Annotated in this window: 9 protein-coding genes; 6 read left to right on the forward strand and 3 right to left on the reverse strand. The window is 71.4% G+C overall.

Annotated features, from left to right (window positions below; all coding sequences use genetic code 11):
• Positions 1-114 precede the first annotated feature (114 nt).
• Together E6P78_RS09110 and E6P78_RS09115 are read left to right on the forward strand one after the other, a co-directional pair.
• Positions 115-984, forward strand: a complete 870-nt coding sequence (locus E6P78_RS09110) for a helix-turn-helix transcriptional regulator (RefSeq protein ID WP_136203010.1) — start codon at positions 115-117, stop codon at positions 982-984.
• A gap of 245 nt (positions 985-1,229) precedes the next feature.
• Complete coding sequence (locus E6P78_RS09115; RefSeq protein WP_136203011.1) at positions 1,230-1,436, forward strand: DUF397 domain-containing protein; 207 nt, start codon at positions 1,230-1,232, stop codon at positions 1,434-1,436.
• A gap of 142 nt (positions 1,437-1,578) precedes the next feature.
• Here E6P78_RS09115 and E6P78_RS09120 read toward each other — a convergent pair whose 3' ends face one another.
• Entirely contained in the window at positions 1,579-2,448 is an 870-nt protein-coding gene (locus tag E6P78_RS09120) for a hypothetical protein (protein WP_136203012.1), read from the reverse strand.
• A gap of 79 nt (positions 2,449-2,527) precedes the next feature.
• Between E6P78_RS09120 and E6P78_RS09125 the strand changes: the two genes are divergently transcribed.
• Both E6P78_RS09125 and E6P78_RS09130 read left to right on the forward strand, forming a co-directional pair.
• Positions 2,528-3,310, forward strand: coding sequence for an SDR family oxidoreductase (locus E6P78_RS09125; protein ID WP_136203124.1), 783 nt, complete (start codon positions 2,528-2,530; stop codon positions 3,308-3,310).
• Between the two features lie 357 nt (positions 3,311-3,667).
• Complete coding sequence (locus tag E6P78_RS09130; RefSeq protein ID WP_136203013.1) at positions 3,668-5,239, forward strand: sodium:solute symporter family protein; 1,572 nt, start codon at positions 3,668-3,670, stop codon at positions 5,237-5,239.
• A 6-nt stretch (positions 5,240-5,245) separates the two neighbouring features.
• Here the strand turns inward: E6P78_RS09130 and E6P78_RS09135 are convergent, their stop codons facing one another.
• Complete coding sequence (locus E6P78_RS09135; protein ID WP_136203014.1) at positions 5,246-6,361, reverse strand: ADP-ribosylglycohydrolase family protein; 1,116 nt, start codon at positions 6,359-6,361, stop codon at positions 5,246-5,248.
• A 302-nt stretch (positions 6,362-6,663) separates the two neighbouring features.
• Between E6P78_RS09135 and E6P78_RS09140 the strand changes: the two genes are divergently transcribed.
• On the forward strand, positions 6,664-7,572 hold the full coding sequence (locus E6P78_RS09140) for an aminoglycoside phosphotransferase family protein (protein ID WP_136203015.1): 909 nt from the start codon (positions 6,664-6,666) through the stop codon (positions 7,570-7,572).
• Between the two features lie 10 nt (positions 7,573-7,582).
• Here the strand turns inward: E6P78_RS09140 and eccD are convergent, their stop codons facing one another.
• Positions 7,583-9,052: a type VII secretion integral membrane protein EccD gene (gene eccD / locus E6P78_RS09145; RefSeq protein ID WP_136203016.1), complete on the reverse strand. Its 1,470-nt coding sequence runs from the start codon at positions 9,050-9,052 to the stop codon at positions 7,583-7,585.
• Positions 9,053-9,254: 202 nt separating this feature from the next.
• On the opposite strand from eccD, the gene eccCa reads away from it, so the two are divergent.
• On the forward strand, positions 9,255-13,223 hold the full coding sequence (eccCa, locus tag E6P78_RS09150; RefSeq protein ID WP_136203017.1) for a type VII secretion protein EccCa: 3,969 nt from the start codon (positions 9,255-9,257) through the stop codon (positions 13,221-13,223).
• Positions 13,224-13,280 lie beyond the last annotated feature (57 nt).

Consider the following 13,280-nt stretch of genomic DNA (forward strand, 5'->3'; position numbering starts at 1 on the left):
CACCGGCTGCCCCGCGCCGCTGTGTGTGGCCATTTCCCAGCGCGGCCGGGGGAAGGGGTGGCAATCTGCTCAGCAGTAGATACGCACAGCTACATAGCCGGAGGTGCCGTTTCCGTGCCGTCCAACGTCAATCCCACCGTCAGGCGACGCCGGTTGGGTCAGGAATTGCGCCGACTGCGCGAGGTCAAGGGCATGACGGCCGAGGAGGTGGCGGAGCGGCTGCTGGTCTCGCAGTCGAAGATCAGCCGCCTGGAGAACGGCCGCCGCTCCATCAGCCAGCGCGACGTGCGCGATCTCTGCGGGGTGTACGAGGTCGAGGACCACCGCGTCGTGGACTCGCTGATGCAGATGGCCAAGGACTCCCGCCAGCAGGGCTGGTGGCACGCCTTCGGCGACATCCCGTACAGCGTCTACATCGGGCTGGAGACCGACGCGGAATCCCTGCGGGTGTACGAGCCGCAGGTGGTCCCCGGTCTGCTCCAGACCCGCCAGTACGCCGAGGCGGTGATCAGCGGGGCCCTGCCGGAGGCGCCGCAGTCCGACATCGACAAGCGGGTGAGCGTCCGCTCGCGGCGCCAGGAGCGGATCGCCGACCCCGAACGCCCGCTGCGGCTGTGGGTGGTGATCGACGAGGCCGCGCTGCGCCGGCTGGTCGGCGGCAAGCAGGTGATGATCGAGCAGCTGGAGCACCTGGTGGAGCTCTCCCACCTGCCGCACGTGACCGTGCAGGTGCTGCCGTTCGACATGGGGGCGCACCCCGGCATCAACGGGCAGTACGCCATTCTGGAATTCCCGGACGCGGCGGATTCGAGTGTCGTCTACATCGAAGGCGTCACCAGCGATCTCTATCTGGAGAAGGCGAATGACGTCCAGCGGTACAGCGTCATGTACGAACACCTGCGGGCCCAGGCGCTGAACGCGGACCAGACCCGGCATTTCATCGACCAGATCGCAAAGGAGTACACCCGGCTGAACACGGAATGAAATCCGGCCGGAACGACGCATCTGAACGCCCGGGGCGACAAGGCCCGTTATGCGTGAAATGAGCGGAAACGTGGATGGAGCGGCGGCACGATACACCGCCGCCTCCATTCCCCGGAAGATATACGCGGTAGACATCATCCGGACGAGTGAACGGCCCCTTCACTGAAGAAGTTTGGCGAGTAGCGTCGATCACGCCAGCGGGAACGTCGTTGGCGCCTCACACAACTCTCTGAACCGGAGTGAACATGGCCATTCGTCAGGGTGCTACGGAAAACTGGACGAAGTCTTCGTATTCCGGGGGCAACGGCGCCTGCGTCGAAGTCAAGTCCCCTCTCGTGCAGGCAATCGACGTGCGCGATTCGAAGGCCCCCGAGGGTCCTTCGATCACCTTCGTCCCCGGCGCCTGGAACGCGTTCGTGCGTGATGTCGCCGAGGGTGTCGTCAACGCCTGACCGATGCTCCCTTTACGCCGTATCGCCGCACCGGTTTCGGTGCCGCCGGTAGCCCTCTCGTCCGGTCCGCCGTCCTGGCCGAGAGGGCTCCCCGCACCACCCCCGACGGCCCCCGGCCAGCGCAGCTGATCACGGACCCCGGTCAGCGCAGCTGATCGACGTATCGGTCCGTCCCCGGCACCGTCGGGATGAACGGCGCCACCAGCTCCACCCGCCCCAGCCCTGATTCCGCGACCGCCGCGTCGAGCCCGGTGAACCGCTCGGCCCAACAGCTCCTCGGGTCCTCCTGAAGGAACCAGAGCAGGGTCAGCCGGGTGTCGACGCCCTCGACCTGTTTCACGTACGCCATCCGGTCCCCCGGCAACGGCGTGGGCCGGAACACGGTCACCATCGCCGCGGGCGACCCGTCCAGCCGCTGCGGCAGATGGTGCGAGCGCAGCCATTCCAGCAACCGGCCCCGCTCCTCGGGACCTTCGGCGTCGATCACCTCCAGGACGAGCCCCCGGTAGGGGTGGTCGAGGGCGTGGAAGTCCCGGGGCCCCGCGGCCCCGTCCCGGTAGACCGTCGCCTCGTGGTCCTGGAACGCGGTGAAGACGTGGGTCCGGTCCTGGTGGACCCGGCCGTCGCGGTTGAGCCGCTTGTTGATCCCGACGGTCCACCGCATGTGGTCGTCGTACCGCCCCTCGGTCACCCAGTACGTGGAGAGGTAGCAGCCGGCGCCGACGGGCCGGGCGACGGCGGACTCCTTCGGGTAGCGCAGCTCCTGGAGTTCCCGGGTGGCCACCCAGCGCCGCCCGGCGAACATCCAGGGCATCGCCATCGCCCCCGCGTAGTAGTGGTCGTCCTCGTACCAGCGGTTGTACGCGTGCTCATGGCCCGGGTGGGGTTCCACCAGGGTGATCAGCGCGTGGCCGGGGTGGACTCCGTACGGTCCCAGTGCGGCCAGCTCGCCGTAGGTCCCGCTCCGCGTCCCCTCGTTCCCCGCCGCCCTGTCCGGCGTTTCCTCGCTCATGCCGTTCCCCTTCCGTACGACGCCCGGGGGACCTACTCTGACGCTCCGTCAGGTGAACGGCCAGAGCCGGGAGGCGCCGATGTTGCTCGCGGGGAGGACCGTCATCGTGTCCGGCGTGGGCGCCGGTCTCGGACACCAGGTCGCGGCCGCGGTCGTACGGGACGGGGGGAACGCGGTCCTCGGGGCGCGGACCGGGGCCCGGCTCGCGAAGGCGGCCGCCGAGATCGACCCGGAGGGGCTGCGCACCGCGCACCTGGCCGCCGACATCACCGACGCGTCGCGGTGCGAGGCCCTTGCCGCGCTGGCCGTCGAGCGGTTCGGGCGGATCGACGCGGTGGTCCACGTCGCCGCGCGGGACAGCTACTTCGGCGGAATCGAGGACGCCGACCTGGACACCTGGAAAGAGGTCGTCGACGTCAATCTGCTGGGCACCCTGCGGATGACGCGCGCCTGCCTGCCCGCGCTGAAGGAGCGGGGCGGATCGGTCGTCCTCATCGGTACGCAGTCCGCGGTGGCGGCGCCCTCGCAGGTGCGGCAGGCGGCGTACGCGGCCTCCAAGGGGGCGCTCACCTCGGCCATGTACTCCATGGCCCAGGAGTTCGGGCCGCACCGCATCCGGGTGAACACCGTGCTGCCGGGCTGGATGTGGGGGCCGCCGGTGCAGGCGTACGTACGGTTCACCGCGCACACCGAGGGCGTCTCCGAGGCCGAGGTGCTGGGAAGGCTCTCCGGGCGCATGGCCCTTCCGGAGCTGGCCACGGACCTCGATGTGGCGGAGGCCGCGGTGTTCCTGGCCTCCGACCGGGCACGGGCGATCACCGGGCAGTCCCTGCTGGTCAACGCCGGCGAGCTGATGCGCTGACGTACCGCCGGCGCCGCCGCCCGCCCCTTCTCCGACAGTTCTCCTCCTCACCGGCCGCACGGGACCCGCATCCCGTGCGGTCTTCTTCGTGCCGTCTCCGCACGCACAGCCTGACGAAGTGCTCGCTCATCGTGTGGCCGTCGTCACGTTCACGACAACGCTCCCGTGCGTCAAGAACCGGCAAAATCGTTCGGGTTACTGATCGACGTTCACATCTCTGACCGACATGGTCCTTGACCGGGGTGCCGAGCAGACGGTTCAATCCCCCAAGTCCCCACTCCCGCACGGGGACACCGCTGAGCGGCCGTACTGGCGAAGTGCTTTCCCGTTCACAAGGCGGACCCCGGGAGGGGACACATGAACAGTCTCGACTGGGTCGTGCTCATCGGCTACTTCGGCGTGATGATCGCGATCGGGCTCTGGTCCCACAAACGTGTGGACAACGTCAGCGACTTCTTCACGGCCGGCGGCCGGATGCCGTGGTGGCTGTCCGGCATCTCGCACCACATGTCGGGGTACAGCGCGGTGATGTTCACCGGCTACGCCGGCATCGCCTACCAGTACGGCGTCACGTCCTTCGTGACCTGGTCGCTGCCGATCGCCATCGGCATCGGGATCGGCGCCAAGCTCTTCGCGCCCCGGCTCAACCGGCTGCGCTCGCGGCTGCACGTGGCCTCACCGCTCGAATACCTGAAGAACCGCTACAACATCCCGACCCAGCAGGCGCTCGCCTGGTCCGGGCTGCTGCTGAAGATCGTGGACGTCGGCGCCAAGTGGGCGGCCATCGCCACCCTGCTCTCCGTATTCACCGGCATCACCATCACCCAGGGCATCTTCATCACCGGGATCATCACGGCCGTCTACTGCACGGTCGGCGGCCTGTGGGCGGACGCCCTCACCGAGCTGGGGCAGTTCATCATCCAGCTGCTCGCCGGCCTCGCGATGCTCATCACCGCCATGCACGAACTGGACGGCTTCAGCACCCTGTGGACGGTCTGGGACAAGCTGCCCGAGGGCCACGCGGACCCGACGGCCGGCCCGTACACGGTGACCTTCCTGCTGGCGTACCTCTTCATCAAGACCTTCGAGTACAACGGCGGCATGTGGAACCAGGCCCAGCGCTACATGGCCACGGACTCCGCCGCCTCCGCGACCCGTTCGGCGCGGCTCTCCGCCATCCTGTGGCTGGTGTGGCCGACGGTCCTGTTCTTCCCGATGTGGTGCGCCCCGCTGCTCGTCGACGCGCAGAAGCCGGACGCCTCGGACAGCTACGCGCTGATGACCGAACAACTGCTGCCGCACGGACTGCTGGGCCTGGTCGTCGTCGGCTTCTTCTCGCACACGATGGCCATGTGCTCATCGGACGCCAACGCCATCTCGGCCGTCTTCACACGGGACATCGTCCCGGTGTTCTCCAAGGCCGCCCGCAACTGGAGCAGCCGGGCCGGGCTGCTGGCCGCGCGCCTGTCCACGCTGGGCTTCCTCGCCCTGTCCATGGCGCTGGCGACCCAGATCAACTCGCCGACGTTCAAGGACATCATCTCCGTCGTCATCAAGTGGGTCGCGGGTCTCATGGGCCCGATCGCGATCCCGTTCATGCTGGGTCTGCTGCGGCGCTTCCGCAGGTCGGGGCCGACTGCGGCGCTCATCAGCTGGGCGGCGGGGCTGCTGGCGTTCTACTTCACCAACTACGACCTGGACGGTTCGGTGAAGAACGACGTCGCGCTCCAGTACCAGGTGGCGTTGCCGCTGGCGATCTCGCTGGTGCTCTACATCGTCATCGGCTTCGTCCGGCCGGAGGACACCCCGGAGCGGGACGCGCTCATCGAGCGGATCAACTCGGACGGCGACGGCTCGGAGACCGGTGCGGCCGTACCGGCCCAGGGCGGGCCCGAGGAGGCGGCGGTGCCGGAGGGAGCCAAGGAGTAGGCCCCTTCAGCCGCGCGGGTAGCGGGCCAGCCAGCCCCGGGCCGCGGTGGCCGGGCTGTGCAGGGCGGGCCCCTGGGTCATCTCCATGGCGAAGTCGTCGGCGAGTTCGAGGAGGGTGGCCCGCCCCTCCAGCTCGGCGAGCCAGCCCGGCGGCAGCGCGGTCTCCCCGTGCAGCGCGCCGAGCAGCGCCCCGCACAGCGCCCCCGTGGCCGAGGACGGGCCGCCGTGGTTCACCGCCAGCCGCAGCCCGTGCCGTACGTCCTCCCCGACCAGGGCGCAGTACACCGCCACCGCCAGCACCTCTTCGGCGGATTCGGTGGCGCCCAGGGACTCGACGAGCGCGGGGCCCGGAATGCCCTGGCGTACGGTGCCGAGGGCCTGGCGCAGCGCCTCGGTGACGGGTTCGTGGCCGGGGCGTTCCGCGAGCAGCCCGAGCGCGTGCTGTACGGAGCCGTCCAGCGTCTCGCCGCGTGCCAGCCCGTGCACGATGACGGCGAAGGCGCCGGCGGAGAGCAGGGCGGTGGGGTGGCCGTGGGTGTGCGCGGCGCACTCGACGGCGAGCTGGAGGACGAGCTGCGGCTCCCAGCCGACGAGCAGCCCGAAGGGCGCGGAGCGGGTGAGCGCGGCCGAGTCGTGCGCGGCGGGGTTCTTGGGGCGGTCCAGGGTGCCCATGATGTCGTCGCCGAGGCCGCCCAGGCATTCCCGGGTGGGGGCGCGGCGGGCGTAGAGCCATTCCTGCACGGCGAGCCAGCCGTTGTCCTCGCGGCGTTCGTCGGGCCCCCAGTCGTGCTGGGTGGCGGCCCAGCGCAGGTGGGCGCGGTGCACGTCGGTGGGCGGGTGCCAGGCGCCGGTGTCGCGGCGGACCTGGGCGCGGATCAGCCCGTCGACGGTGAACAGGGTGAGCTGGGTGGCGGCGGTGACGGTGCCGCGTCCGCCGTGGGCGGGGACGAAGTCGGTGACGGCCTCGGGCCCGTGGGCGGCGCGGATCTCCTCCAGCGAGAGGGCGCTGACGCCGGCCCCGAGGGCGTCACCGATGGCGCCGCCGAGCAGGGCGCCGCGTACCCGGCTGCGGAAGTCCTGCTGCTCGGCACGGCCCCAGACGGCCGAGGTCCCTGTGCTCACCGTGCCCCTTCCCGCCTGCCCGTCGATTCGTTTCCCTGTGCGACGTTTCCCTGTGCGACGCTTCTCTGTACGGCGCTTCCCTGTGCGGCGTTTCCCTGTGCGACTGTGCGGTGACTGCGCAGCACTGTAATCGAACGGGTACGGCGGCCGAGGGGCCGGAACGGTATGTACGAGGTGGCGGCGTCGGTTCGGTTTTGGGCCCCGAAATCCGGTGTGCCGCTCTCGTGACCGGCCCATCGGGGGTGTCCTGCCCGGCCCGGAATTCCGTTGCGGCGCGCGGTGACCGGCACGATGATCGCCCGATGCCCTCATCTCACCCCGACGGCCGCGCCGGCATCGACGCCGCGCTGGTCGAGCGTCTGCTCGCCGCCCAGTTCCCGCAGTGGAGCCGCCTGCCCGTGGTCCCCGTCGAGGTCGACGGCTGGGACAACCGGACGTACCGCCTCGGCGACGCCATGACGGTCCGGCTCCCCACCGCGGCGGGCTACGTCCCCGCTATGGAGAAGGAGCACCACTGGCTGCCGAGGCTGGCCCCCTCGCTGCCCGTCCCGGTGCCCCCGGTGCTGGGCCTGGGCGCACCCGGTGAGGGCTACCCCTTCCCCTGGTCGGTCCGCCGCTGGCTCCCCGGCGAGACGGCGGCGCGCGGGCGGATCGACGACCTGTCCCGGTTCGCGGTCTCGGTGGCGGAGTTCGTCCGCGCTCTCCAGCGCTGCGACCCGGCAGGTGGTCCGGCGGCCGGTGAGCACAGCTGGTACCGGGGCGCCTCGCCCGCGTACTACGACGAGGAGACCCGGCGCTGCCTGGCCGCGCTGGAGGGACGCGTCGACACGGGCCGGGCGCGGGCGGTCTGGGAGGCGGCCCTCGCCGCCGAGTGGTCCGGGGCGCCGGTGTGGTTCCACGGGGACACCGCCTCCGGGAACCTGCTGGTCGACGGGGGCGAACTGTCGGCCGTCATCGACTTCGGCACCTCGGGGGTCGGCGACCCGGCCTGTGATCTGGTGATCGCCTGGGGCATGTTCGACGGTGAGAGCCGGGAGGCGTTCCGGGACGCGGTCGGCCAGGACGCCGGGACCTGGGCGCGGGCCCGGGGCTGGGCGCTGTGGAAGGCGCTGCTGAATCTGACGGGGGACGCCGGGTCGGACCCGGTGCGGGCGGCGGCCGAACGGCGCGTGATCGACGCGGTCCTGGCCGACCACGAGGCCTTGCGCTGAGGGCGTCCGCTCAGCTGGTCATGCCGCGTGCCTTGGAGTACACGTCGAGGACGGCCAGGCAGAGCGGGACGAGGGCGAGGAGGAGCAGCACCTCGGCCAGGTCGGAGAGGCGGCCCCAGAAGGGGGAGAGGCCCTTCTTGGGGATGATCAGCGCGATGCCGGTCAGCAGGGCGGCGCCGGCCGTGACGGCCGCGGCGAGCCACAGCGTACGGATGTCGAGCGGTCCGCGGTCGTGCTCGGTCAGGAGCTTGACGACGGCGTCGGCCGGCGGGTTGAGGGACAGCCCGAGCACCAGCAGGCCCAGGGCGGCGAGGCCCGCGCTCAGCACGGCGGCGACCTGGGCGGTGTAGCGGAAGATCCGTGCGCGCAGCAGCATGGCCAGCCCGGCGACCAGTGCGAGGATCTGGCCCCAGATGTCGGAGGAGAAGCCCAGGACTGCGGCCGAGGCGACGACCACCACGCAGCAGCCTCCGACGAGGCCGAGCAGCAGTTCGTGCCCGCGCCGGGCCTGGGCCGCGATGCGTTCGGTGTCGACGGGGTCGGGGTCGCCGAGGCCGGGCTCGTGGTCGAGGTCGGCGTCCGTCGTGGGGCGGGGGGCGGCGTAGCCGATCGGCAGCTGGGCCACCCTCGCGGAGAGTCCGGGCAGGAAGGCGATGGCGCCGATCGCGACGACCGCGCAGACCGCGGCGGTGTCGCGGGGGCGGGCTTCGGTGACGATCGAGCAGAACGTGGCGAGGGTGCCGACCGCCGAGGCGAAGACCACCGCGACGAACGGGGCGTCGCCGGTCGGCATCGCGACGACGAGCCCGGCGGAGACGAGGAGCACCGTGGCGCAGCCCAGCATGAACTGGAGGCGCCCGACCCCGGTCCCCGGGTCGAGCGCGAGGACGCCGGACCCGGCGATCATGACGTGCGGCAGGGCCGCGAGGCCGAGCGCGATGGCGGAGGCCCGGTCGGCGTAGCGGCGGGCCCGGACGCCGGCCAGCACGGCGAGCAGCGTGCCGACGGCGGCGGCGACGATGCCCGGCAGCCCGTGCATGTCGTGCCGGACCGGGTCGGCGAACCAGACCACGAAGCCCATGAGGACGAGCAGGAGCGCCCCGCCGAAGAGACCGGCGACGCCGAGCAGCTGGTCGCTCCACAGGGCGCGGTCGCGGCGGACGGCGGAGGCGACCGCGTCGGCGACGTCGTCGAAGACGGCCGGCGGGAGCGATTCGGTGAAGGGCCTCAGCCGCAGGACGTCACCGTCCAGGACACGCTGGACGGCCAGCGTGTGCGTGGCGTCCAGGACGGTGTTGTCGCGGCGGGTCAGGTGGTAGCCGGGGGGCGCTCCCGGAGGGGTTTCCTGGCCGGTCAGGCGCAGGATCTCCGGCAGGAGATCGGCGACGGCGACGTCGTCCGGCAGGGCTACGTCGATGCGACTGTCCGGCGCCACGACCGTTATGCGGCAAAAGCCGGTGGTTGTCAGGGTCGAACTCACCTGTGGGGTCCCCTCGTTCGCTGCACGCCGCGCTCCTGGGCAAGGCCGTGTCGGCAGAGTCCCGTCGTACGGCCGCAGGGCGTCACCCTATCGGGGCCCCTTTCCGTGCCTACATTAGGATGATCGGCGCGCGGAGGTAGGTCGCTGCCACGGGGGTGCCGGCCCACAACTCTCCGGGCCGCACTGAGGGACTGATTCGCCGGTGACCCAGATCGTCGTCAAGCGCCCGCCCCGCGCGCTGCCGCCCGAGGCGTCCACGACGGAATTGCGGCTCGAATCGCCTCCTGAACTGCCCCGCGGGCAGCAGGAGGGCATGGCCATGCAGTTGCTGCCGATGCTCGGCATGGGTTCCTCGGTGGTGTTCTTCTTCATGCCCGGCTCCCAGCCGTTCATGAAGATCATGGGCGTCATGATGCTGCTGTCGACGGCCGCCATGGCGGTGGCGCAGGTGATGCGGTACCGCAAGGGCACCCAGGGCGAGGCATTGGAGGGGCGCCGGGACTACCTGAAGTACCTCGCGCAGACCCGGCGCAAGGTGCGCCGTACCGCGCGGGCCCAGCGCGACGCGCAGTTCTATCTGCACCCGGACCCGGACCAGTTGTGGTCGCTGGTCGCCGAGGGCGAGCGGCTGTGGGAGCGGCGGATCGCCGACGACGACTTCGGGCAGGTACGCGTCGGTCTGGGCCCGCAGCAGCTGTGGACACCGCTGGTCGCGCCGACCACCGCACCCGTGGAGGAGCTGGAACCGCTGTCGGCCGGTGCCATGCACCGGTTCCTGGCCACCCACGGTGCGCTGGAGCGGCTTCCCATGGCCGTGTCCCTCCGCGCCTTCTACCACGTCGTGGTCTCCGGCGATCCGGAATCCGTACGCGGCTCCGCACGCGCGCTGGTGGCCGGCCTCGTCGCGCTGCACTCGCCCGAGGACCTGGTGGTCGCGGTGGTGGCGTCCACGGACGTGACGGACCAGTGGGACTGGACGAAGTGGCTGCCGCACACCCAGGTCCCCGGGTCGTCAGACGGGGCCGGCACCAAGCGGCTGTTCAGTGACGACCTGCCCGAGGTCGAGGCGCTGCTCCACAGCACCCTGGACGGCCGCTCCCGCTTCAACCGCGAGGGCACACCGCTCCTGGACCAGCCGCACGTGGTCCTCGTGCTGGACGGCGGCGTCGTACCGCCGGACTCGTTGTTCGCCTCGGCGGAGGGCCTGCAGGGCGTGACCGTCGTGGAGGTCGTCCCGGAGGAGCTGGCCGAGCCCCGCGGCGGGCTGCACATCGCCGTACGGCCGGGCCGGCTGCGGCTGGAGTCGGCCGCGGCCTCCTACCACGGCACACCCGACCTCCTGCCGGTCGAGACCGCGGAGGCGCTGGGCCGACAACTCGCCCCGTTCCGGATGGGCAGCGGCGCGGAGGACGACGAGCCCCTGCTCGCCAACCTGGACTTCACGGACCTGCTGGGCATCGGCGACCCGGCCGCGGTCGACACCAGCACGGTGTGGCGGCCGCGTTCGACGGCCGACCGGCTGCGGGTGCCGATCGGCGTCGGCGAGGACGGCTCTCCCGTCATGCTCGACCTCAAGGAGGCCGCGCAGGAGGGCATGGGCCCGCACGGGCTGTGCGTGGGCGCGACCGGTTCCGGCAAGTCCGAACTGCTGCGCACCCTGGTGCTGGGCCTGGCGGTCACCCACTCCTCCGAAACGCTCAACTTCGTCCTGGCCGACTTCAAGGGCGGCGCCACGTTCGCCGGGATGTCCGAGCTCCCGCACGTCGCCGCGGTCATCACCAACCTGGCGGACGACCTCACCCTGGTCGACCGCATGCGGGACTCCATCACCGGGGAACTCCAGCGCCGCCAGGAACTCCTGCGGTCGGCGGGCAACTACGCCAACCTCACCGACTACGAGAAGGCGCGCGCCGCCGGAGCCCCGCTGGAGCCCCTGGCCTCGCTGGTCCTGGTGATCGACGAGTTCAGCGAACTCCTCAGCGCCAAGCCCGACTTCATCGACATGTTCATCCAGATCGGCCGCATCGGGCGGTCCCTGGGCGTGCACCTGCTGCTGGCCTCGCAGCGCCTGGAGGAGGGCCGCCTGCGCGGCCTGGACACCTACCTGTCGTACCGGATCGGTCTGCGTACCTTCTCCGCCGCCGAGTCCCGTACCGCGCTGGGTGTGCCCGACGCGTACCACCTGCCGTCGGTGCCCGGCTCCGGGTTCCTGAAGTTCGGCACCGAGGGGATGACCCGCTTCAAGGCCGCCTACGTGTCGGGGACCTACCGGCCCGGGGCCGCCCCGGTCTCCGGCAACGGGGAACTCGCCATCGACCGGCGCCCCGTCCTGTTCACCGCCGCCCCGGTGGCGGTCCACTACCCCGAGCCCGAGCCGAACGTCTCCTTCACGCCCGGACACGCCACCCCCGACGCGCTGGCGGACACCGTCCTCGACGTCATCGCCCGCCGCCTGGAGGGTCAGGGCCCCCTCGCCCACCAGGTATGGCTGCCGCCGCTCACCGAGGCGCCCTCCCTCGACCGGATGCTGCCGCCGCTCGCGGTCACGCCCGAACGCGGCCTGCACGCGCCCGAGTACCAGCCAAACGGCGCGCTCGTCGTGCCCTTCGGCCTGGTGGACAAGCCGTTCGAGCAGCGCCGCGACACCCTGGTCCGGGACTTCTCCGGCGCCGCGGGCCACATGCTGATCGTGGGCGGCCCGCGGTCGGGCAAGTCCACCCTCGTCCGCTCCCTCATCAGCGCCTTCGCTCTCACCCACACCCCGCACGAAGTGCAGTTCTACGGAATGGACTTCGGCGGCGGCGGCATGATCGCCGTCGGCGGCCTGCCGCACGTCGGCGGGGTCGCCTCCCGGCTCGACCCGGAGAAGATCCGCCGTACGGTCGCCGAGGTCGCCGGCATCCTCAACCGGCGCGAGGCTTTCTTCCGGGACAACAACATCGACTCCATAGCCACCTACCGCCGGCTGCGCGCCGCCGGCCGGCTGCCGGACGAGGCGTGGGGCGACGTCTTCCTGGTCATCGACGGCTGGCAGTCCTTCAAGACGGACTACGAGTTCCTGGAGCCCGTCGTCGCCGACATCGCCGCCCGGGGCCTCGGCCTCGGCGTCCACCTGGTCGCGACCGTCTCCCGGTACATGGAGATGCGCGCCGCGCTCAAGGACCAGCTGCTCAACCGCCTGGAGCTGCGCCTCGGCGACCCGACCGACTCCGAACTGGACCGCAAGATCGCCAAGAACGTCCCCGTCGGCACCCCGGGCCGCGGTCTGACGGCGGAGAGGCTGCATTTCATGGGCGCCCTGCCGCGCATCGACGACTCGGCGGGCGGGGGCGGCGACGACCTGTCCGAGGCCACGGCCGCCTTCGTCAGGGCGATGACCGACAACTGGCCGGGCCCGCACGCCCCGGCCGTCCGGATGCTGCCCCGGATGCTGTCCGCGCGTGACCTGCCGACCGGCCCCGACCCCACGCGCGGCGGTGTCGCGATCGGCATCGACGAGATGAACCTCGCGCCGGTGTACGTCGACTTCGACACCGACCCGCTGTTCGCGGTCTTCGGCGAGTCGGAGTCCGGCAAAACGGCCCTGCTGCGGCTGCTCATCCAGCAGATCACCGCCCGCTACACCCCGCAGGAGGCCCTGATCTGCGTCGGTGACTACCGACGCAGCCTGCTGGAGTGCGTGCCCGAGCCGTACCTGGTCGGCTACGCGACGACGCAGCACGCGTTCGAGTCGTACCTGGGCGACATGAACACCCTCATCAGCAGCCGCACCCCCGGCACGGACGTGACCCCGCAGCAGCTGCGCAACCGCAGCTGGTGGCGCGGTCCCCGGGCGTTCGTCATCGTGGACGACTACGACCTGGTGGCCACGTCCTCCGCCAACCCGCTGGCCCAGCTGGTCGACAACCTGCCGTTCGCCCGGGACACCGGCGTCAACTTCATCATCGCCCGCAGCAGCGCGGGCGCCGGCCGCTCCTCGTACGAGCCGTTCATGCAGCGCTTCAAGGAGCTGGGCGCGCAGGGCGTCGTCCTGTCCGGCCACCCCAACGAGGGCGAGCTCCTCGGCACCGTGAAGGGCCGCCCGCTGCCTCCGGGCCGGGGCATGTTCGTGGCCCGCCGGGGTAACCCGGCCCTGATCCAGACGGGGTGGCTGGAGCCGGAGGTGGACTGAGGGGCGGGCCGCGCCGGGGCGCCTGCTCCGCTACGCCGGGGCGCCCGTCCCGCGCGC

The sequence above is a fragment of the Streptomyces sp. A0958 genome (assembly GCF_004795035.1).
GTDB lineage: Bacteria > Actinomycetota > Actinomycetes > Streptomycetales > Streptomycetaceae > Streptomyces.